Source organism: Chryseobacterium sp. X308 (assembly GCF_020733145.1).
Lineage (GTDB): Bacteria > Bacteroidota > Bacteroidia > Flavobacteriales > Weeksellaceae > Chryseobacterium > Chryseobacterium cupriresistens.
In genome coordinates this window covers 405,646-427,006 of record NZ_JAJFZH010000002.1, presented here as the reverse complement: position 1 = coordinate 427,006, position 21,361 = coordinate 405,646, and the positions used below count along the sequence as shown (strand labels likewise).

At 35.3% G+C, this 21,361-nt stretch carries 18 protein-coding genes, 1 tRNA gene and 1 CRISPR repeat array; of the genes, 13 read left to right on the top strand and 6 right to left on the bottom strand.

What is annotated here, in order from left to right; all coding sequences use genetic code 11:
- The first annotated feature begins 25 nt into the window (after positions 1-25).
- From LIV57_RS04880 to LIV57_RS04860, 5 genes are all read left to right on the top strand, one after another.
- Complete coding sequence (locus LIV57_RS04880; protein ID WP_227941675.1) at positions 26-631, top strand: CDP-alcohol phosphatidyltransferase family protein; 606 nt, start codon at positions 26-28, stop codon at positions 629-631.
- 128 nt (positions 632-759) lie between these two features.
- Entirely contained in the window at positions 760-1,362 is a 603-nt protein-coding gene (locus LIV57_RS04875) for a DUF2911 domain-containing protein (RefSeq protein ID WP_227941674.1), read from the top strand.
- Between the two features lie 3 nt (positions 1,363-1,365).
- A complete protein-coding gene (locus LIV57_RS04870; protein WP_227941673.1) occupies positions 1,366-1,893 on the top strand; it encodes a GNAT family N-acetyltransferase in 528 nt (175 codons plus the stop codon).
- Entirely contained in the window at positions 1,890-2,261 is a 372-nt protein-coding gene (locus tag LIV57_RS04865; protein ID WP_110011086.1) for a cupin domain-containing protein, read from the top strand. Before LIV57_RS04870 ends, LIV57_RS04865 begins: the two co-directional genes overlap by 4 nt.
- Before the next feature lie 245 nt (positions 2,262-2,506).
- Positions 2,507-2,887, top strand: a complete 381-nt coding sequence (locus LIV57_RS04860; protein WP_227941672.1) for a PEGA domain-containing protein — start codon at positions 2,507-2,509, stop codon at positions 2,885-2,887.
- Positions 2,888-2,946: 59 nt separating this feature from the next.
- Here LIV57_RS04860 and LIV57_RS04855 read toward each other — a convergent pair whose 3' ends face one another.
- Both LIV57_RS04855 and LIV57_RS04850 read right to left on the bottom strand, forming a co-directional pair.
- Positions 2,947-3,690, bottom strand: coding sequence for a dienelactone hydrolase family protein (locus tag LIV57_RS04855; protein ID WP_227941671.1), 744 nt, complete (start codon positions 3,688-3,690; stop codon positions 2,947-2,949).
- 197 nt (positions 3,691-3,887) lie between these two features.
- Positions 3,888-4,319 (bottom strand): type I restriction enzyme HsdR N-terminal domain-containing protein, encoded by a 432-nt coding sequence (locus tag LIV57_RS04850; RefSeq protein WP_062670636.1) that lies wholly within the window; start codon positions 4,317-4,319, stop codon positions 3,888-3,890.
- A gap of 7 nt (positions 4,320-4,326) precedes the next feature.
- On the opposite strand from LIV57_RS04850, the gene holA reads away from it, so the two are divergent.
- The gene (holA, locus tag LIV57_RS04845; RefSeq protein ID WP_227941670.1) at positions 4,327-5,364 is read left to right on the top strand and encodes a DNA polymerase III subunit delta; all 1,038 of its coding nucleotides are present in this window, start codon (positions 4,327-4,329) and stop codon (positions 5,362-5,364) included.
- 317 nt (positions 5,365-5,681) lie between these two features.
- Positions 5,682-6,626: a thioredoxin-disulfide reductase gene (gene trxB, locus LIV57_RS04840; protein WP_227941669.1), complete on the top strand. Its 945-nt coding sequence runs from the start codon at positions 5,682-5,684 to the stop codon at positions 6,624-6,626.
- 539 nt (positions 6,627-7,165) lie between these two features.
- Here the strand turns inward: trxB and LIV57_RS04835 are convergent.
- Positions 7,166-8,017, bottom strand: coding sequence for a hypothetical protein (locus tag LIV57_RS04835; protein WP_227941668.1), 852 nt, complete (start codon positions 8,015-8,017; stop codon positions 7,166-7,168).
- Between the two features lie 172 nt (positions 8,018-8,189).
- On the opposite strand from LIV57_RS04835, the gene LIV57_RS04830 reads away from it, so the two are divergent.
- Complete coding sequence (locus tag LIV57_RS04830) at positions 8,190-8,402, top strand: glyceraldehyde-3-phosphate dehydrogenase (RefSeq protein ID WP_227941667.1); 213 nt, start codon at positions 8,190-8,192, stop codon at positions 8,400-8,402.
- Between the two features lie 71 nt (positions 8,403-8,473).
- Here LIV57_RS04830 and LIV57_RS04825 read toward each other — a convergent pair whose 3' ends face one another.
- Complete coding sequence (locus LIV57_RS04825; protein WP_317259033.1) at positions 8,474-8,845, bottom strand: helix-turn-helix transcriptional regulator; 372 nt, start codon at positions 8,843-8,845, stop codon at positions 8,474-8,476.
- A 283-nt stretch (positions 8,846-9,128) separates the two neighbouring features.
- Here LIV57_RS04825 and LIV57_RS04820 point away from each other — a divergent pair.
- Together LIV57_RS04820 and LIV57_RS04815 are read left to right on the top strand one after the other, a co-directional pair.
- Positions 9,129-9,213 (top strand) — tRNA-Ser (locus tag LIV57_RS04820).
- Between the two features lie 294 nt (positions 9,214-9,507).
- A complete protein-coding gene (locus tag LIV57_RS04815; RefSeq protein WP_227941665.1) occupies positions 9,508-10,881 on the top strand; it encodes a site-specific integrase in 1,374 nt (457 codons plus the stop codon).
- Between the two features lie 51 nt (positions 10,882-10,932).
- On the opposite strand, the gene LIV57_RS04810 is transcribed toward LIV57_RS04815, so the two are convergent.
- Both LIV57_RS04810 and LIV57_RS04805 read right to left on the bottom strand, forming a co-directional pair.
- Positions 10,933-11,235 carry a hypothetical protein gene (locus LIV57_RS04810; protein ID WP_227941664.1) on the bottom strand — a complete coding sequence of 101 codons (303 nt, stop codon included), beginning with the start codon at positions 11,233-11,235 and terminating at the stop codon, positions 10,933-10,935.
- Positions 11,222-11,494 carry a helix-turn-helix domain-containing protein gene (locus LIV57_RS04805; protein ID WP_227941663.1) on the bottom strand — a complete coding sequence of 91 codons (273 nt, stop codon included), beginning with the start codon at positions 11,492-11,494 and terminating at the stop codon, positions 11,222-11,224. Before LIV57_RS04805 ends, LIV57_RS04810 begins: the two co-directional genes overlap by 14 nt.
- A 401-nt stretch (positions 11,495-11,895) precedes the next feature.
- Here LIV57_RS04805 and cas9 point away from each other — a divergent pair, with 401 nt between their 5' ends.
- The 3 genes from cas9 to cas2 are packed head-to-tail and all read left to right on the top strand — an operon-like array spanning position 11,896 to position 17,449.
- Positions 11,896-16,218, top strand: a complete 4,323-nt coding sequence (gene cas9, locus LIV57_RS04800; RefSeq protein WP_227941779.1) for a type II CRISPR RNA-guided endonuclease Cas9 — start codon at positions 11,896-11,898, stop codon at positions 16,216-16,218.
- A 2-nt stretch (positions 16,219-16,220) separates the two neighbouring features.
- Positions 16,221-17,114 (top strand): type II CRISPR-associated endonuclease Cas1, encoded by an 894-nt coding sequence (gene cas1 / locus LIV57_RS04795; protein ID WP_227941662.1) that lies wholly within the window; start codon positions 16,221-16,223, stop codon positions 17,112-17,114.
- Positions 17,111-17,449, top strand: coding sequence for a CRISPR-associated endonuclease Cas2 (cas2, locus tag LIV57_RS04790; RefSeq protein WP_227941661.1), 339 nt, complete (start codon positions 17,111-17,113; stop codon positions 17,447-17,449). The genes cas1 and cas2 overlap by 4 nt, the downstream gene beginning before the upstream one ends.
- A gap of 57 nt (positions 17,450-17,506) precedes the next feature.
- A CRISPR array of direct repeats spans positions 17,507-19,401; the repeat unit is 47 nt; unit sequence GCTGTGACTAATCACGAAGATAATAATTTTTGAAAGCAATTCACAAC.
- Positions 19,402-21,361: the final 1,960 nt, after the last annotated feature.

Here is a 21,361-nt window from a genome sequence, read left to right as displayed (position 1 = left end):
TTTATAATAAACTAGCTCCTTTTTTATGAAATCAAAAATTCCGGATATCCTGATTTTTTCCAGACTGATTATTGGATTTGTCATCGTTTATTTAAGCTTTATTAAAGTAGAAAATTATCAGACAATTGCTGTTGTTCTTTTATCCATAGGCTTACTGACTGATATCTTTGATGGGATTATAGCAAGATATCTTAATGTCTCAACTCAGAAACTCAGACGTCTGGATTCTTCGGTTGATCAGATATTTTTTATATCAGTGGGATTGGCTACGTATATCCAGTGCCCTGTTTTCTTTGAAACCAATGTTTACAAAATAAGTATTCTTGCAGGGGCTGAAGCTCTTATTTACGTGGTAAGCTTTTTAAAATTCAGAAAAGAAGTTGCTACCCATTCTATTGGTGCCAAGATCTGGGCTTTATTGCTTTTTGGAACATTGGTACAGGTAATTTTAGAATGCCGGTCAGTCGTTCTGTTTAATCTTTGCTTCTGGGTAGGGCTGCTAACCAGAGCAGAAATTATTGCTATTCTTTTATTATTGAAAACATGGACAAATGATGTTCCTTCTGTTTTTCATTCAATACAACTTAGAAAAGGGAAAACTATTAAGAAAAGTAAAATTTTTAATAGTTGATTATTTACTTTTTAAAAGGATTTGGTTAAAAAATACCTGTATAGAAAAATATCGGTAAAACAAATTTTAACGAAGTTTATGAAAGTTATTTCGCTCTGAATTTTGTAATTTTAAACAAAAATTTACACGTGAAAAAGTTACTAGCAGCAGTTTGCATTTCAGTTTCAGCATTCAGTTTTGCTCAGGATTATTCTGTGCCGGCAGCAAGTCCGCGCCAGAAGGTTGAGCAGCAGTTTTCAATGTCTAAAATTACCATTGATTATGGAAGACCGGGAGTGAAGGGACGTAAGATTTTCGGAGAACTGGTTCCTTATGGCCAGGTTTGGAGAGCAGGCGCTAACTCATCTACGAAAATTACTTTCGGACAGGCCGTTAACTTCGGAGGGAAAACAGTACCTGCAGGAACTTACGGTTTATTTATCGTTCCTACAGAAAAAGAGTGGAAAGTAATCCTGAATAAAGATTTCCAGCAATGGGGAGCGTATACGTATGATCCTAAGCAGGATGTAGTAGACGTTACGGTACCGGTTAATAAGCTGGCAGACAAACAGGAGTGGTTTGAAATCACTTTAAATCCTACAGATGAAAACTCAGGAAACCTGGTTATCAAATGGGATATGGCTCAGGCAGAAGTTCCTTTGAAACCGTCCAAATTAGACACAGTCATCAAGATTTCCGACAAGTTGAAAGAAATCAAGAAAATAGAATCAGATTCTACTAAAAAGGGCTAAGCAATGAATTTTTCTGTTCAGCCTGTTTTAGAGAATGAAGAATTTCAATTAATCCCCTTACAGCAAGGGGATTTTGAATCTTTATATGAAGTAGCTTCCGATCCTAAAGTATGGGAACAGCATCCCAACAAAGATCGTTACAAGAGAGAAGTTTTCGAGAACTTTTTTAAAGGAGCTATGGAGAGTAAGGGTGCTTTCAAAATTATGGAGAAAGCAACCGGAGATGTACTGGGAAGCAGCCGTTATTATGATTTTGATGAAGAGAAAAATCATATTTTCATCGGTTACACTTTCTACGGAACAAAATCATGGGGAAAAGGCATTAATCCTCAGGTTAAAAAGCTGATGCTGGATTATATTTTCCAGTTTGTAGACAAAGTTCATTTTCATATCGGAAAAGAGAATTTCCGTTCACAGACCGCTTTGGAAAGACTGGGAGGACAAAAAATAGCTGAAGAAGAAGTGGCTTATTTTGCAGAACCTACAAGAACCAATTTCGTATATGAAATTAAAAAAGAAAACTGGGTATGAAAAAATATAAAATACAGCAGTCCCCATTTGTAGTGCCTACTACAGACGGAAAACTGATTGAAGAACATTGGGGAAACTCAACAGGGAATTCCAATGTTTCCATTGCTCATATGGTAGCACCTCCGGATTGGAGCGAACCTCACCAGACTCCTGAGTTTGATGAATTCACCTATATCATTTCAGGAAAAAAGCAATTTGAAATAGACGGAGAAATTGTTGTTCTTGAAAAAGGACAGAGCATCCTTATTGAAAAAGGAGCAAGAATCCGGTATAGCAATCCGTTTTCAGAACCTTGCGAATATCTTGCCATCTGCCTTCCTGCATTTTCTATGGAGCTGGTGCACAGAGAAGAAGAAGGCGTAGACTAAAAAAGCTGTTAAAAAAAAATTAAAAAGCAAATCTGCATATCAGTGGATTTGCTTTTTTTATACCCAATTTTTAAAAGACGATGCAACTTTGTGGTATTTAGCCTTTTGAGATCAGATTTCAGGATGAAGGTACTGAAAACATTTGTCAATACTATATTTTTTAAAATATTTGCTCTGATTGATAGTACTGATTTTTGAATTATTTTGTAAGTTCGCGGACTTAAAAAAATGAACAACTAAGATCTATGAAAAACAAATTATCAATTGTGCTGTCACTGAGTATTGCACTTTCAGCCACTTCATGTGCAACCATTTTTACAGGAACTCAGGATCCAATAGCTTTTACTTCAAACCCTGAAGGGGCAAAAGTCTTTCACAAGGGAATAGAAAAATGTACAACACCTTGTACCACCAAAATTCCAAGAGGTTTGGGTAAGCAGATGGTTACATTTGAAAAAGAAGGATTCGAGAAGAAAGAAGTAAAACTGACAAAAACTTTTAATGCCGTGACTTTACTGAATATTATTCTGGGAGGTGCAATAGGAGTAGGAATTGATGCAGCAACAGGTTCTCTAACCAAATATTCTCCAAAGAAATATGATGTTGAGCTTCAGGCTAAACCATAATTGATTCAGATAAAAAAATAAAGGCAAATTCATTATTTACGAATTTGCCTTTTTTATGTTTATTTCAAAATTTCTTTCAGGAACAGCAATGTGTGGTTCCATGCTCTTTTAGCCATTGTTGCATTGTAATCCGGTGATTTCGGATCTGTAAATGTATGTTTAGAATGGGCATATGTGATGATCTGCCAGTCGGCATTTCCATCGTTCATTTCTTTGATGAGGTTATTGTAATCTTCAGGAGTCACGCTTTTATCATCTGCCGGATTTTCAACAAGAATTTTAGCCGTCAAAGCTTCATTTTTTCTGCTCTGATCTCTGCCCAGACTTCCGTGGATGGAAACAACACCCGCTACAGGAAGATGACCTCTTGCGGATTCCAATGCTCCTGTGCCTCCGAAACAATAGCCGATAACCGCTACCTTATCAGAAATGGCTCCGTTTTTCTTCAGTTGTTCCAACGCCAGCGAAATTCTTTTCTGGTACTCCTGATAATTCTGTTTGTAATACCCTGAGCTTTTTGCAGCAGATTCGTTATCTGCAGGAATTTTCCCTTCACCGTAAATATCAGCAATAAAAGCAATATACCCTTGCTTTTCGAGTTCAATAGCGGCTGTTTTAGCTTCTTCGTCAATACCTTTCCAGGCTGGAAGAATCAGTACTCCGGGAAGTTTTTTTCCGGCATTGGAAGTGATGAGACCATTAAGTTTCTGGGAACCGTCCTGGTAGGAAACAGGTTTAAGTTTCTGACTGAAAAGATTTCCTGAAGCCATAATCATTGCAGTTAATAAGATGGAACGTATCATATTTTGTAATTTAATTTTAATACAGATTACACTAATCCTTTTCACAAATACAACCAATAACAATTGTGCAATTCGTGTAAAAATTTGTGATATTAGTGTTGAAAAGAAATCTTATCGAAATTAATAAAAATAACTCAGAAAGAATATTAATAGAATATTATTTAATACTTTTCAGAAATTATCTGATGTTATAAACCTTACTCAGGTTTGTAAAACTGGTATTGCTCATTTTCATAATAGGCATTAATGTGCTGCAAACCGTTTGTTAAAATAATTTCCCTGGCACCGATAATAGAATTGTATCGGGCAGTCTGTTCAAAAGTTTTTTCCGTTAATTTGATCTGCGGAGCTTTACATTCAATCAGAATTATAGGTTCGGTTTTTTCAGTAACCAGAAGGTCAATTCTTTTGGTAAGACCATTCAGGATAATTTTTTTTTCGGTAATCAGGGCAGATGTTGAGTAGGATTTTACAGTAAGATAATAATGTACCCAATGTTGTCTGACCCATTCCTCAGGAGTGAGCAGAAGATAAGTTTTGCGGACCAAATCATAAATAAAAAACTTATCTTTGTCTTTCTTGAATTTAAAATCAAAAGTTTCCTGAAAATTCAGTTTTGGAAGTTCCATTAATAAGATGAAAGAATTAGATTTAATCCTCAAAAATATTAAAAATAAAGAAGTTTTACCTATTTATTTTTTCCACGGAGAAGAAGCTTACTTTATTGATGTCGCTGTAAAAGCCCTTGAGCATAACTTTTTGGAAGAAGATGAAAAAGCTTTTAACCAAACGGTTACTTATGGAAAAGATACTTCTTATCAGGAAGTTCTTTCCCTGGCAAGACAGTTTCCGATGATGGGAGACAAGCAGGTGATTATTGTGAAAGAAGCTCAGGATTTACGATTCAATGAAGAGGAAAACAGAATTCTGGAAGCCTATGTAGAAAATCCCGTTCCTTCAACGGTATTGGTTTTTGCCCATAAACACAAGAAGCTGGACAGCAGAAAAAAAGCGGCCAAAGCATTGGATAAAGCCAAAGCGCTTTTCCTTAGCGAATCTGTAAAGGAAAGCAATCTGCCGAAATGGATTTCAGATGAGTGTGTAAAGCTTAAAATCAATACAGCTCCCAATATTTCCCATCTGCTGGCAGAATATCTGGGAAATGACCTGTCCAGAATTGCCAACGAGCTGAACAAGCTGAAGATGATCCTTAAAGAAGGGGAAATCCTTGACGGAACCATCGTTGAAAATCATATCGGGATCAGCAAAGAATATAATATTTTTGAGCTCCAGAAGGCTTTAGGAACTAAAAATGCCAATGCAGCTTTTAAAATTGCCCATTTTATGGGTAAAAACCCGAAGAATAATCCTTTTGTCATGATGCTGGCAAGCCTTTACAATTATTTTTCAAATGTTATTATTTATCAGACCATGGCAGGGCAGTCTCCACAGACGATTGCTTCGCAAATGGGAGTGAACCCTTATTTTATCAAAGACTATGCGGAAAGTGCCAGACTTTACCCTTTGAAACATGCTACAAGAGTCATTTCTATTCTCCGTGAATTCGATATGAAAGGAAAAGGACTTGGAGCGGTAAATATGGGAGAAGCTGAGCTGATTCGGGAACTTGTGTATAAGATTATCAATGTAGATAAGATTAAGATGAAGGTGTGAGGAGAGTTTCGAGTTGCGAGATGCGAGGTAGCGAGTTGCGTGATGCGTGTTACGAGATAGTGAGATTCGGGATATGATGAATAAAGGACATTAAAAAGTTTTAAATTTTCTGCCAATCTAAATTCCGTAACACAATAACCCGCACCCCGAACCCCGAATCCCGAACCCCGGACCCCGGAAATCACCCCACAACAGTTACCATCGAAATACAACATATCAGATATTGACAAGTATCATTAAAATAACTTTAAAAAGAAATTAAAAATTCCGAAATTAGCGGTCTAATTCAAATTAAATCTTTTCGAACAAAGCAAATTATGGAGCAAAACATTTTAGATTGTGTGATCGTTGGATCTGGGCCTTCTGGTTTCACAGCTGCTATCTATGCAGCAAGAGCAGACTTAAAACCTGAATTGTATACAGGTTTGGAGCCGGGCGGACAATTAACAACCACTACTGAAGTGGATAACTTCCCAGGGTATCCAGCCGGGATTACAGGTCCTGAAATGATGATGGATCTGCAAAAACAGGCAGAAAGATTTGATACCAAAGTTCATTACGAAATGATCACCAAAGCTGAATTCTCCAAAGAAGCAGGCGGTGTTCACAAATTATATGCAGGAAACAAGGAGATCCTTGCCAGAACAGTTATTATCTCTACAGGAGCTACAGCAAAATATTTAGGTCTTGAAGATGAGAAAAAATATGCAGGAGGCGGTGTATCAGCTTGTGCTACGTGTGATGGTTTCTTCTACAGAGGAAAAGACGTGGTGGTAGTAGGAGCGGGAGATACAGCTGCTGAAGAGGCTACTTACCTTGCCAAACTTTGTAAAAAAGTAACATTGTTGGTGAGAAAAGATGTTTTCAGAGCTTCAAAGGCAATGGTTCACAGAGTGGAAAATACGCCGAATATCGAAGTGAAATTCCACCATGAATTAATCGGGATTGAAGGAGAAAACAGCCTTGTAGAAAGAGCGGTAATCATCAACAATCAGACTCAGGAGAAATCTACAGTAGATGTTGAAGGGATCTTTATTGCCATCGGTCACAAACCGAATACAGATATCTTTGTGGGTCAGGTAGATCTTGATGAAAACGGATATATTTTGACTGAAAAAGGATCTTCAAGAACCAATCTTCCGGGTGTATTTGCTGCCGGAGATGTTCAGGATCATATCTATAGACAGGCTATTACAGCTGCGGGAAGCGGATGTATGGCGGCAATGGATGCAGAGAAATATTTAGCTGAATTACACGGATAGTATTCGGTATTATACAATACAAAGCGTACCCGGTGGGTGCGCTTTTTTTATTGGGAAACACAAAGGAGAAGAGATATTTAAATTATTTTAAACCATTAAGGAACTTGAAGCTGTGAAGGAAACTTAAGGAAACATCTAAGATGTTTTAGAAAGTGTTGCGTTTCATCTTAATATTCTTAATTATTTAATTCATCTTGATGGTTTAATATTAAAAAATGTTTCAGAAGATTTTCAGCGAATGTTCTCGCTTTTGCGCTTACAACATTCAACATTATCCATACCCAATATTCGATAAGAAATTAGATAAATAGCTTTATTTTCCAGAAATACTTCCAAAGTCCTCATGACCGCCTATATAACAACTGAAGACGTACACATTCCCCTCCATCGGAGGGGTGGCAGAAATTCAAAGAATTTTTGACGGGGTGGTTTTCCCCACGCAGATCCTTCCAGATAATGTTTCGGCGAAAGAAGAATCTTACTCAAGTTCGAGATTCTTCCTTCGTCAGAATGACAGTTTTACTGTATTGATGTAATTCTTAATCCAGAATATAGATCTTTTTCTCTTTAAGATTGAATCCCAGTTTTTTACCCAGCCAGTTGATACTCGTTTTCCCTTCATAAATAAGCCCTTCTACAAAAAAGACCTTAGGTTTTTCAACCGTTGCGAAAGGTGTGGAAATAGTTTCTATATCACTTTTATAAAATCTGGTTGTCAGATCAGGGGTGAATTCACTTTTCTTCTCCACCACATTCAGGCCTTCTTTTTTGATGTCCAGTGTTTTCATCAGGCGTTCGCTCAGCCAGAAAGAATCATTGCCGGCACCGGAATCCAGAAGAATATTGATCTTATATTTATTGTTCAAAAGCACATACGTCATAATATCCAGCGACTGATCAGCATTGGTAGACAGCTGAATATCCATCACTTTCTTACTGCTCAGTTTCTCTTTGGGAAAGATCAGTTCTTTTGTGGTGTAATCGATGATAAATTCTGTGTCATAAAGCATGGGCAGGGAGATCAAACCGTCAATTCCTTTGATTTCCATATCATGAGTGGAGTACCAGGTATCTTTAAACTTTTTACCGTTAAAAATAATCTCTTTGGATTGGAACAGGGGAATGGTCATCTTTTCTCCTGTTGCCCTGAAAGCGGTCAGGTAATTATAGGTTTCTTTTGCGCCAAGGTTTTTGGAAAAATTCCCCAGGAAAAGGTTGATTCCTCCGCCGGTATCAAAAATGAAATTTCCTTTCTTGCCATCCACTTCTGCGCCTACTACAAGGTGGCCGGATGGAAGAACAGACAAAGGCATTTTCTGGGAAAAGGACATAGAAGAGAACGCCAGTGAAGCGGCAATAACCGGTTTTTTAATAAAGGATTGGGTAAACATCTGAAATAGTAGTATTAGTTTTTATGTCTGCAAATATACTTTATTCTCTCGTATGGGAAGTCTCTAAAAAGGGTCTCTTGCGGTATTTTTTGCTTATCTGTTCGTATCTCTTCCTGAAAGATCTTTGTACCTGAAGTAAAATTCCTAAATTTAGCCCGTAATCAAAAACAAAATGGAAACAAAAATCATAAAAGTTAAACACGTTACCGGAACCTATATCATTGAAGTTCCCAATGGAGCCCTTAATGACATGAAAACACAGCTGGACAAATGCCTTAACGATGAACAGGGCGCAATTGTAGTAAAAGGAGAGGATGGAGATCAGTTTGTATATCCGTCTGATTTTTTAAAAAACAGTTTTATTTCCATTGTTGATAGGGAATAGGTAGCTTTTACAGGTATAAAATAAAAACGACTTCCAATGGAAGCCGTTTTTTGTTCTTTATGTGGTGGTGATTATCCCTTTTTCAGTTTTTCATTTTCTTTTTTTAAAGCTTTAATCTGCTCTTTCAGAAGATTAATGTATTCCTGTTGATTTTCTAATAAGTAATTGGGAACGTTACAATTATAGATGCCAGACTGATGAAATGAACTAGTATCATTAAATGTTATGTTTTCATTTTTCTGTACAACATTCGGTTCTTTCTCTTCTTTAATATCTTCTACAGAAACATCTAGTGCTTTGGCCAGTTTTTCCCATTCATCATCAAATATTCTGACATCTCCATTTTCTTTTCTGCTGTAGTTGGAGACATCGGTAGCAAGAAGATCAGCAATCTGCTGCTGAGTATAGCCTTTCTGCTTTCTTAAAGTTCTTAGTTTTTCCATTGTCATAGGGTGGCTGTGTTTTTACAAATGTAGTGAAAAATATGTGTGTTTGTAAATATAGCTGTAAGTTTTGTCATACAAAAGCCTTTCTATGATGGGATTCCCCAAAACATGGGTGTTTTAGATTTTTATATTGAAACTTTAGCGAAAGAGTGAAAAATAATTCCCCTGATTCCTAGTCTATTATTAAGTTTTGTTAAAATTTGTGTGGGAAAAGTTTTGCAGAAATTAAAAATCGTTCTATATTTGCACCACTGAAAACAACGGTATAGCCGGAGTTTAGGGAGAGTTGGCAGAGTGGTCGATTGCGGCAGTCTTGAAAACTGTTGACTGTAACAGGTCCGGGGGTTCGAATCCCTCACTCTCCGCAAGATGCAAAAACGTAAGTTTTCAAAAAGCATCAAAAAATATTTAAATCCTGCAAAATCAATGATTTGCAGGATTTTTTATTTATTGCAATTGCTGTAATTTTCAAAAATACTCCAAAAGTTTGTGGCAATTGTGTGGCAATTTTTAAATTGATTGAAAATTGCCATAGAAAGCAGACTTAAAAAGCTGTAAAAATGCATTTAAACAATGTGTAATGAACACGTTGCAAATCTAAACATCTTGATTCGAGGAACTTTTAGTTTGACATTTATAACCTTAAAAAATGTTGAATTATGTTAGTAGAACAAAGCTATGGGCTCACTTTCTTTTTAAAGAGCTCAAAAAATGAAAAGGTCCGCCATATTTATGTGCGGATAACTGTAGATGGTATTCCAAAAGAAACCTCTACGAAAAGAAAATGGTATCCCAACCGATGGGATCAGAAAGAAGGCAAAGCTGTGGGTACGAAAGAAGATGCAAAGATTATTAACCTTTTCCTGGAATCTTTAATGACTAAGATTAACAGCCACAGAACTGAGCTTATGAATAATGGTATTCCCATTACCTCAATTGATCTTATAAACTTCGTAAACGGAAAATATAAACCTAGAAATAAGGTGCTTGAAGAATTTCAGGAACATAATGATGAGATGGGTAAATTGGTAGAGACCGCAGAATATGCCAAAGGAACACATGACCGTTATATTACCGCAAGGTCCCATGTTCAAGAATTTATCAAGTATCAATATAATAAAGAAGACGTAGAGTTCAGAACACTGAACTACGAGTTTGTAAAGGATTATGATTTGTACTTAAAAACAGTAAGGAAATGTTCTAACAATACTTCATTGAAGTATATTAGCAATTTTAAGAAAATAGTATTAAGAGCTGTTGCAAAAGAAATTATTCCTAAAGATCCGTTTAAGCTATTTATTGGAAAGAAAACCAAGGTTAAAAAGAAGCCGCTGACAAAAGCTGAACTAAAACGAATTGAAGAAAAAGAATTTAGCTCAGAAAGGTTGTCGGTAGTACGGGACATTTTTGTTTTTCAGTGTTACACAGGATTGTCCTATATAGATGCTTTCCAACTCAAATGGGAAGATATTAAAGAAGCTAATGATGGAAGTGCCTGGATTATGTCCAGCAGGCAAAAATCAAAATCTGACACTGATATCCCACTCTTGCCTAAAGCGCTGGAAATTGTATCGAAATATAAAGATGATCCATTATGCATAAAAAGAAGCACCGTACTGCCTGGTCGCTCAAATCAGAAAATGAATGAATATCTAAAGGAGATAGCGGTTTTATGTAATGTTAATGTAATACTTAATACTCATAAAGCACGACGTACTTTTGCCAGTACGGTTACTTTAAACAACGGTGTATCAATACACGTTGTTAAAGAAATGCTGGGTCATCATTCAGTGAAACAGACAGAGGATTATGCAATCACTGAACAGGAATCAATTGCTAGAGAAATGAAAGATCTTGAAGCCAAGCTAAGAGGTAACAATAATTTCAATAGGGATTTGGCTAAACTTCTCGAACAGCTCGAAGAAGAATTCCATGATTTAAAAAACACTCGGAACGCTTATTCAGAGCTTTCTCTTGCTGAGAGATGTAATGCTTTTGAAAATATGCTCATTAGGGCAAAGGCTATTATTTAATAGAAACAATCCCCGCAATGCATAAAGTTTTGAGGGGATTGTTTTTCTGTCTCAGCTTTTCTGTATAGACAGAATTTCTACTGTGCTGCGATAATCTGGATGATAAGATGGAATGTATTTAATGTATCCAAACTGCTGAAGTTGCTTAAAATATTTATGATAACTGGTTATTGTAGTGATATGCGAAAACTCCATAAGCTTCCTCCTGCTCACTCTGATAATCCATTTTTCATTTTGCTTGCAAGCAAGGCGGGCAATTGCAGTTAACAAAGCAATATGCCAAACATTCAATTTTGGATCACTTTGAATTTCATCAAGGAAATCAAACCAGTATTGTATATCATTCCTTTTCATAATCAAATAGATGTTGAAGGTCTTCACAATTGTAATAATACGAGCCCAATAATTTCTTGAATCGAATTTTGCCAGTGATCCTGAGGTTTTGTAATGTCGAAGCAGAAATATTCAGTTTTCTGCGAATTACCTTACTCCGCATCCAGCCAAATTCTTCATCCTCTCTTGAATTAGCTAGCTTAGATTTTAGTAGGTTCTCAATATCCGAAACTATTAGGTTTCTCAATGCTGTTAAATCATTTTTCGTTATTGTATCCATTTTTATAAATTTTGATTTAATTCAAAATTTAAACTTTGGACTTACAGATATCCTAAAAGAGGAAGTCACAGGCATAATTTTTCTTTGTATTTCTTATTGCCTGTGCAGGAAATATAGAAAAGTGAGCTTTAAGTAGTCATGGAAGAACAATTCTCGAACCATTTTGTTGAAGATTTAAATAATCTTAAAGGTTTGATGTATTAAAGATGATAATTCTAATAAAAATGCCCCGAAGGTAGTCGAGGCGCTAAATGTTTTCACAACGGAATAATCCTTATTGTGAATTGCTTTCAAAATTATTGATACAAATATAAAAGAAAAAAAATAACTGTATTTATGGGAATCCATAATTTGAATATTTTTTTTATTACTATTTTTATGTGGTATCAAAATTAATAGCGATGAAAAATATACTTGGACTGGACTTGGGAACAAACTCTATTGGGTGGGCTTTAGTAAAACAGGATTTTGAAAACAAACAAGGTGAAATTCTTGGAATGGGGACCAGGATAATTCCGATGTCTCAAGATATTTTGGGCGATTTTGGTAAAGGGAATTCTGTTTCGCAAACTGCGGAACGTACAAAATACAGAAGTGTAAGAAGATTACGTGAACGATTTCTTCTACGAAGGGAGAGGCTTCACAGGGTTTTAAACATTTTGAATTCCCTTCCAGAACACTATGCTTCACAGATTGATTTTGAAAAACGATTTGGGAAGTTCAAAGTTGAAACTGAACCAAAATTGGCCTGGAAAAATATTGAAGGACATTTTTCATTTCTGTTCCAAAACTCTTTCAACGAGATGCTTGAAGATTTTAAAACGAACGGACAGGATTTAAAAATACCGTACGACTGGACGATTTATTATCTCCGTAAAAAGGCACTTTCTCAAAAAATTGAAAAAGAGGAGTTGGCCTGGATTCTTTTGAATTTTAACCAAAAACGTGGATATTATCAATTGCGTGGGGAAGAAGAGGAAGAAAATCCTAATAAAATTGTTGAATTTTATTCTTTAAAAGTTGTGGATGTTCTAGCAGATGAGCCACAAAAAAGCAAATCAGATATATGGTATTCTTTGGTTTTAGAAAATGGATGGATTTACAGAAGGGCAAGTAAAATATCGTTGTTTGATTGGAAAGATAAAACAAGAGATTTTATTGTAACAACTGATTTGAATGATGATGGAAGTGTTAAAACAGACAAAGACGGAAATGAAAAAAGAAGTTTCCGGGCACCGGGTGAGAACGATTGGACTTTGGTAAAGAAGAAAACAGAGCAGGAAATCGAGCAGTCTCATAAAACCGTTGGAATATATATTTACGAAACTCTCCTTAATAATCCCAAACAAAAAATCAAAGGGAAACTAGTTCGTACGATTGAAAGAAAATTCTATAAAGAAGAACTCAGGCAGATATTAGAAAAGCAAAAGCAGTTCCATCAGGAATTACAAAATGATGATTTATATAATAGTTGTATTCGCGAGTTGTACAGAAATAATGAAGCCCATCAACTGACTTTAAGTAAAAAAGATTTTGTACATCTTTTTATGGAGGATATTGTTTTCTACCAAAGACCGTTGAGAAGCCAGAAGTCTTCTATTTCCAACTGTACTTTGGAATTCAGAAAATACAAAGATGAAAATGGAGCAGAACATACACAATATTTAAAAGCCATTCCAAAATCGAATCCATATTATCAGGAGTTTCGTCTCTGGCAATGGATTTTTAATCTTAATCTATATAAAAAAGATAATGATGAAAACGTTATCAAAGAATTTTTAACCACTACCCAGGATATCGAAAATCTGTTTGAGTTTTTAAATAACAGAAAAGAAATTGATCAAAAAGCTCTATTGAAACATTTTAAGCTCAATGAGAAAACACATCGTTGGAATTTTGTAGAGGATAAAAAATACCCCTGCAATGAAACGAAGACGATGATTTCAACTCGATTGGAAAAAGTAGAAAATATTTCCGATGATTTTCTGACCAGGGAAATCGAACAACAGATTTGGCATATTATCTATTCTGTCAATGATAAAATAGAATACGAAAAAGCCTTAAAAACCTTTGCATCAAAACATCATCTAGACGAAAGTTCTTTTTTCGAGGCTTTCAGAAAATTTCCACCATTTAAAAGCGAATATGGTTCCTATTCGGAAAAAGCAATTAAGAAATTGTTGCCTATAATGCGATTGGGCAAATATTGGGATTATGCCAATATTGATCAGTCTTCAAAAGACAGGATTAAGAAGATCATTAATGGAGAATATGATGAAAATATAAAAGATAAGGTAAGAGAAAAGGCAGTCCATCTTACGAATGAAAATGATTTCCAGGGTTTACAATTGTGGCTGGCTCAATATATTGTATATGGAAGACATTCGGAAGCATCAATAACAGCGAAATGGAATTCAGCTGATGATTTGGAAGAATTTTTAAAAGATTTTAAACACCACTCGCTTCGCAATCCAATTGTAGAGCAGGTCATTACTGAGACTTTACGTGTTGTGAAAGATATTTGGCTAAAATACGGAAAAGGAGCAAAAGACTTCTTCAATGAAATTCATATAGAGTTGGGAAGGGAAATGAAACTTCCGGCTGAAGATAGAAAGAAACTTACGAGCCAAATTATTGAAAATGAAAATACGAATCTCCGCATCAAAGCTCTATTAGCTGAAATGATGAATGATCATGCTGTAGAAAATGTTCGTCCGTTTTCACCCCAGCAACAAGAAATTCTGAAAATTTATGAGGACGGTGTTTTAAATTCAGGCATTGAAATTGAAGATGAATATTTAAAAATAAGCAAAACGGCGCAACCTTCTCCTTCAGATTTAAAACGGTATAAACTTTGGCTGGAACAGAAATACAAATCGCCTTATACCGGGCAAATGATTCCACTAAATAAATTGTTTACGCCAGAATATGAAATTGAACATATTATCCCACAAAGTCGATACTTTGATGATAGTTTTAGTAATAAAATTATTTGTGAATCGGCAGTTAACAAATTGAAGGATAATTATATCGGACTTGGATTTATTAAGCAGTTTGGAGGAACTATTATTGAACTTGGTTTGGGTAAAAGCGTGAAGGTTTTTGATATTGATCAATACGAAGATTTTGTTAAGAAGCACTACGCCAATAACCGAAGTAAAAGAAATAAACTTCTTTTAGAAGATATTCCTGAAAAAATGATTGAACGTCAGATCAATGATACTCGTTATATCAGTAAATATATTTCCGGTATACTTTCTAATATTGTTCGCTTAGAAGATGGTTCGGATGAAGGAGTAAATTCTAAAAGCATTGTTCCCGGAAATGGAAAAATTACTACCCAATTGAAAAAGGACTGGGGGCTGAATGATGTTTGGAATGACTTGATTTTACCCCGTTTTAAAAGAATGAATCAGTTGACCAATTCGACGGATTTTACCGCCTGGAACGAAAATTTTCAAAAGTTTTTGCCGACCGTTCCAATTGAGTATTCGAAAGGTTTTTCTAAAAAAAGGATCGACCATCGTCATCATGCTCTAGACGCTTTGGTAATTGCTTGTGCTACAAAGGATCACGTAAATTTATTAAATAATCAATCGGCAAAATCGGAAACCAAACGCTATGATTTGAAAAAGAAATTAATGAAGTTTGAAAGAGTTGTTTATTTCCATACGCAAACAGGGGAGAAGATCGAAAGAGAAGTGCCAAAACAATTTTTAAAACCCTGGAAAAATTTTACTGTTGATGCTATGCATAATTTGGAAACGGTTATTGTAAGTTTTAAACAAAACCTTAGGGTCATTAATAAAGCAACGAATTATTACGAAAAATATGTAGAGAAAGATGGTGTAAGAAATAAGACAAGAATAAAGCAAAAGGGAATAAATTGGGCGATTAGAAAACCAATGCATAAAGATACGGTTTCCGGTAAAGTAGATTTACCTTGGGTAAAAGTCCCAAAAGGAAAAATTTTAACAGCAACAAGGAAAAGCCTTGACGCTTCATTCGATTTAAAATCAATAGGCTCCATTACTGATACAGGGATTCAAAAAATTCTCAAAAATTATATAATGCATAAAGACGGAAATACGGAATTGGCTTTTTCACCCGAAGGAATTGAAGATTTGAATAAAAGTATTGAGAAGTATAATGATGGTAAACCTCATCAGCCCATCAACAAAGTAAGGGTTTTTGAACTGGGTAGTAAATTTCAGGTAGGACAATCCGGAAATAAAAAAGATAAATACGTAGAAGCCGCAAAAGGAACCAATTTGTTTTTTGGAGTGTACGAAGATAAAAACGGCAAGAGAAGCTATGAAACCATTCCTTTGAATGAGGTGATTGAAAGGCAAAAGCAAGGTTTACCTGTGGTTGACTTAAGAAGTACAAATGATTTCTATTTATGCCCGAATGATTTGGTTTATATTCTATCTGATGATGAGCGGGGTAATATGACAAATATCGATTTTGAAAGCCTTTCTGATGAACAAGTTAAAAGGATATATAAATTTGTTAGTTGTACAGGAGGTGAGGGACATTTTATTCCTTACGCAAATGCGACAGAAATAATAAAAAATGAAAATGGTACAAATAGTAAAGGTGAGAGAATGCAGAATTTCTATGATGGGAGTTGTATGTTTGATAAAAACGCCAAGCCCATTATGATAAAAGAAAACTGTGTAAAACTTAAAGTCGACCGTTTAGGGAACATTGCAAAGATATAATTATGATTACCCGTTCAATCTACATCGGTAATCCCGCTTATCTTAAGCTCAAAGATGAGCAGCTGAAAATCCTCTGTCCAGAAACCAAAATGGAAAAGGGGAGTGTTCCTGTGGAAGATTTGGGTTTGCTTATGCTGGATCATTATCAGATTACCATTTCGCATAATTTGATTCAGAAGATGATGGGAAATAATGTGGTGGTCATTAGTTGTGATGCGCATCATTTACCTCTCGGAATTATGCTTCCACTGTATGGTCATACTGAACATTCTGACCGGGTAAAAGATCAGCTTGAAGCCAGTGAACCGCTGAAAAAGCAACTTTGGAAACAGACCGTGGAATGTAAGATCGAAAATCAGAAAAATGTTCTGATGAAGTTGGGAAACTATTATGAACCAATGGTTGAATACCAAACAAATGTAAAGTCTGGGGATTTAAGCAATATGGAAGGTATTGCAGCTCAGCATTATTGGAAATATCTGATCAGCCTTGATTTTTTGAGACAGCGTTTCGGAGAATCACCCAATCAGTTCTTTAATTTCGGGTATGCGGTTCTCAGAAGTATTGTTGCCAGGGCTATTGTTGAAACAGGATTATTGCCCGTATTGGGAATTTTTCATAAAAATAAATATAATCCTTACTGCCTTGCCGATGATCTGATGGAACCTTATCGTCCGTTTATTGATTTACTAGTAATGCAGTGGCTGAAAATTTATCCTGATGCAGAAGAACTGGCGAAAGAATTTAAGGCTCATATTCTGCAGATTGCAACCAAAGATGTGCGTATTGATGATAAAACAAGGCCATTGCTGGTTGCTGTAAAAATGACGGCTTCGTCGCTTTACAAATGCTATACAGGAGAAAAAAGACTGATTTCTTATCCTGAACTGTTATGAACGCCGAAAGGTTTAACGCATACCGGATTATGTGGGTTTTAGTATTATATGATCTCCCGACTGAGACCAAAGCGAATATGAAAGATGCTAACCGCTTTCGGAAAGCGCTCATTGATGATGGTTTCACCTTGTTTCAGTTCTCAATGTATGTACGCCATTGTCCGAGCCGGGAAAATGCTGAGGTTCATATTAAAAGAGTTAAATTTATACTTCCAAAAGCCGGGAAAGTGGCCATTATGTGTATCACGGACAAACAATTTGGAGATATTGAAATCTTCTTTGCCAGGAATAAAGAAGAGCCACCTCCAACCTTTCAGCAGCTTGAATTATTCTAAATTTTAAATTCTAAATATAAAAATAATCTACTGAAAACCAGTAGATTATTTTTTGAGGCTGTGACTAATCACGAAGATAATAATTTTTGAAAGCAATTCACAACAAACGTTGTGCTGTATAATCACGCCCTTTAGCTGTGACTAATCACGAAGATAATAATTTTTGAAAGCAATTCACAACACGTCATCAATTGACAATATGTGGTCGTATAGCTGTGACTAATCACGAAGATAATAATTTTTGAAAGCAATTCACAACAATATTTGATTTGCCTAAAGAAATTGCGCAGCTGTGACTAATCACGAAGATAATAATTTTTGAAAGCAATTCACAACAGCATCATCCAACTTCTGTTTTGCTGTCTCGCTGTGACTAATCACGAAGATAATAATTTTTGAAAGCAATTCACAACTCATCTAAAACACTTTCTTTTTTCTCTTTCGCTGTGACTAATCACGAAGATAATAATTTTTGAAAGCAATTCACAACGTCTTCTGAATACAAATCTTGAAGATCTAGCTGTGACTAATCACGAAGATAATAATTTTTGAAAGCAATTCACAACCTAATTGCCCGGTTATGATAAGGTAATGATGCTGTGACTAATCACGAAGATAATAATTTTTGAAAGCAATTCACAACCTATAGTATCTATTAATCTATCAGCATCAAGCTGTGACTAATCACGAAGATAATAATTTTTGAAAGCAATTCACAACCGCTTCAGTATTCACCAAAATTTTAAGTTTGCTGTGACTAATCACGAAGATAATAATTTTTGAAAGCAATTCACAACTATCTCCCCAAATGTAATTGTCACCATCAAGCTGTGACTAATCACGAAGATAATAATTTTTGAAAGCAATTCACAACACTGTTCTAATGCTTCCAGTGTTTCAGCCTGCTGTGACTAATCACGAAGATAATAATTTTTGAAAGCAATTCACAACAAACATCTTCACCACGATTTTTTCGACGTTGCTGTGACTAATCACGAAGATAATAATTTTTGAAAGCAATTCACAACTACTCCCTATGATAGAACTTGTAAGGGTCTGCTGTGACTAATCACGAAGATAATAATTTTTGAAAGCAATTCACAACTACTCCCTATGATAGAACTTGTAAGGGTCTGCTGTGACTAATCACGAAGATAATAATTTTTGAAAGCAATTCACAACGCCTTAGTTGATGAAGATATTTTCAATTACGCTGTGACTAATCACGAAGATAATAATTTTTGAAAGCAATTCACAACCATATTCGATTGTAAACTGTCCTTCTGAAAGCTGTGACTAATCACGAAGATAATAATTTTTGAAAGCAATTCACAACTCATGTTCAAACGACCGAGACGAGGAGGCAGCTGTGACTAATCACGAAGATAATAATTTTTGAAAGCAATTCACAACCAGTAATTAATCCTTTCATTTATGCAGTTTGCTGTGACTAATCACGAAGATAATAATTTTTGAAAGCAATTCACAACAGAACGCTTTTGCTATGTATTACAAGTTTGGCTGTGACTAATCACGAAGATAATAATTTTTGAAAGCAATTCACAACTAGTGCAGATATCTGTCTAAAATTTTTTCAGCTGTGACTAATCACGAAGATAATAATTTTTGAAAGCAATTCACAACGCTCTGAGAAGCGTCCTGAAATAGTGTGAAGCTGTGACTAATCACGAAGATAATAATTTTTGAAAGCAATTCACAACTTTGTTTTTATCTCTAACTGTTTCATGGTTGCTGTGACTAATCACGAAGATAATAATTTTTGAAAGCAATTCACAACGATAAAAAACAAACCCTTTACGGCCTTAACGCTGTGACTAATCACGAAGATAATAATTTTTGAAAGCAATTCACAACTAGTTAGCTCTTTTGGAGTTTTTATTCCAGGCTGTGACTAATCACGAAGATAGTGATTTTTGAAAGCAGTTCACAACCATGCCTTTTCCAACGTCTGAATATCTGGTGCTGTGGCTAATCACGAAGGTGATAATTTTGAAAGCAATTTACAACTTCTCTTGGTGACTCATAGCTAGTTTTATTGCTGTAACTAATCACTAAGATAATAATTTTGAAAGCAATTCACAACGTTCGTTAAATCATACCGGTTCCTGGCGATGCTGTGATTAATCACGAAGGTAATAATTTTTTGAAAGCAATTCACAACGTCGTTTTCGATTCGGATTAATCTCTTTTCGCTGTGACTAACCACGAAGGTAATAATTTTTGAAAGCAATTCACAACAACGAATTCGTTACGCAAAATATTTCCAATGCTGTGACTAATCACTAAGATAATAAAGATTGAATGCAATTCACAACAGTCCTCCGCATGGGGTCTTTGTGCTCTAAGCTGTGACTAATCACGAAGATAATATTTATTGAAAGCAATTTACAACTAAATCAAAAAGCTGCACTTTGGTTAGTTTGCTGTGACTGATCACGAAGGTAATAATTTTGAAAGCGATTCACAACTACTGACTCGATTGCTTCTTTTCTTACTTCGTTGTGACTAATCAAAGGTGATAATTTTGAAAGCAATTCACAACCAAAGTAAATTCCAGATTGCTTTGAAACATGCTTTGACTGATCACGAATGTAATAATTTTCGAAAGCAATTCACAACTTAGTTGATTTGGTATTGTGGGTTTCCGTAGCTGTGACTGATCTCGAAGATAATAATTTTTGAAAGCAATCCACAACAGTAAATTTACGATAATTCGTGTAGTTAAAACTGTGACTGATCACGAATATAACAATTTTTAAAAGCAATTCACACCAATCGAGTTGTAACTGTTTCATAATTTAGTGCTGTGACTGATCACGAAGATAATATTTTTTGAAAGCAATTCACAACTAAATCAAAAAGCTACACTTTGGTTAGTTTGCTGTGACTGGTCACGAAGGAATAATTTTTGAAGGCAATTCGCAACTGATAAACTGGTCTTCCGGAAGGTTGAAGAGCTGTGATTAATCACGAAGGTAATAATTTTGAAAGCAATTCACAACACATGGTCTCTTTTAGTTCAGTCCAGGTTTGCTGTGATTAATCACGGAGGTAATAATTTTTGAAAGCAATTCACAACGTTGTGTTTGTGATTTGAATCCGGTAAATGGCTGTGACTAATCACGAAGATAATAATTTATGAAGGCAATTCACAACTCCATGGAAAAACATGGAAGAAATAGAAAGAGCTGAGACTAATCACAAAGATAATAATTTTGAAAGCAGTTCACAATTGGGGTTAACAAACAATGGATGAAATGCCGGTTGTGACTAATCACGAAGATAGTAAATTTTGAAAGCAATTCACAACTACTTCCGTATTGACGAATTGTAATCCAATGTTGTGACTAATCACGAAGATAGTAAATTTTGAAAGCAATTCACAACTGTATCGCCTGTAGGTGATAATAAAACACTGCTGTGACCAATCACTAAAGTAATAATTTTCGAAAGCAATTCACAACCATTTCCGTGAGAACTTCACTCAAAGGCACTTGTAACTAATCACTAAGGTAACAATTTTTTGAGAACAACTCACAGCCATGAGCCTCATTACTTCCGGGAATTAAATGCTGTGACTAATCACTAAGGTAATAATTTTTGAAAACAATTCACAGATAACTACTAATATGTTTCCCCATTGGTTTGGCTATGACTACAAGAAGATACTAATTCTCGAAAGCAATTCACAATTTATTTGATAGTCTAGGTTCATGATTGAAAGCTGTGATTAATCACTAAGGTAATGATTTTTGAAAGCAATTCACAACTTAACAGCACATATACCAATGAAACAAGCGCTGTGACTAATTACTAAGATAATAAATTTTGGAAGCAATTCATATCTATGCAATGTATCGTGAAAGGTTTTAGGCTGTTGTAAGTGGTTGG

Excerpts from the sequence above, each read along its gene's own strand:
- LIV57_RS04880 (WP_227941675.1), top strand. The coding sequence starts at position 26 with ATGAAATCAAAAATTCCGGATATCCTGATTTTTTCCAGACTGATTATT.
- LIV57_RS04870 (WP_227941673.1), top strand. The coding sequence starts at position 1,366 with ATGAATTTTTCTGTTCAGCCTGTTTTAGAGAATGAAGAATTTCAATTA.
- LIV57_RS04865 (WP_110011086.1), top strand. The coding sequence starts at position 1,890 with ATGAAAAAATATAAAATACAGCAGTCCCCATTTGTAGTGCCTACTACA.
- LIV57_RS04860 (WP_227941672.1), top strand. The coding sequence starts at position 2,507 with ATGAAAAACAAATTATCAATTGTGCTGTCACTGAGTATTGCACTTTCA.
- LIV57_RS04855 (WP_227941671.1), bottom strand. The coding sequence starts at position 3,690 with ATGATACGTTCCATCTTATTAACTGCAATGATTATGGCTTCAGGAAAT.
- LIV57_RS04850 (WP_062670636.1), bottom strand. The coding sequence starts at position 4,319 with ATGGAACTTCCAAAACTGAATTTTCAGGAAACTTTTGATTTTAAATTC.
- holA (WP_227941670.1), top strand. The coding sequence starts at position 4,327 with ATGAAAGAATTAGATTTAATCCTCAAAAATATTAAAAATAAAGAAGTT.
- trxB (WP_227941669.1), top strand. The coding sequence starts at position 5,682 with ATGGAGCAAAACATTTTAGATTGTGTGATCGTTGGATCTGGGCCTTCT.
- LIV57_RS04835 (WP_227941668.1), bottom strand. The coding sequence starts at position 8,017 with ATGTTTACCCAATCCTTTATTAAAAAACCGGTTATTGCCGCTTCACTG.
- LIV57_RS04830 (WP_227941667.1), top strand. The coding sequence starts at position 8,190 with ATGGAAACAAAAATCATAAAAGTTAAACACGTTACCGGAACCTATATC.
- LIV57_RS04825 (WP_317259033.1), bottom strand. The coding sequence starts at position 8,845 with ATGGAAAAACTAAGAACTTTAAGAAAGCAGAAAGGCTATACTCAGCAG.
- LIV57_RS04815 (WP_227941665.1), top strand. The coding sequence starts at position 9,508 with ATGTTAGTAGAACAAAGCTATGGGCTCACTTTCTTTTTAAAGAGCTCA.
- LIV57_RS04810 (WP_227941664.1), bottom strand. The coding sequence starts at position 11,235 with ATGAAAAGGAATGATATACAATACTGGTTTGATTTCCTTGATGAAATT.
- LIV57_RS04805 (WP_227941663.1), bottom strand. The coding sequence starts at position 11,494 with ATGGATACAATAACGAAAAATGATTTAACAGCATTGAGAAACCTAATA.
- cas9 (WP_227941779.1), top strand. The coding sequence starts at position 11,896 with ATGAAAAATATACTTGGACTGGACTTGGGAACAAACTCTATTGGGTGG.
- cas1 (WP_227941662.1), top strand. The coding sequence starts at position 16,221 with ATGATTACCCGTTCAATCTACATCGGTAATCCCGCTTATCTTAAGCTC.
- cas2 (WP_227941661.1), top strand. The coding sequence starts at position 17,111 with ATGAACGCCGAAAGGTTTAACGCATACCGGATTATGTGGGTTTTAGTA.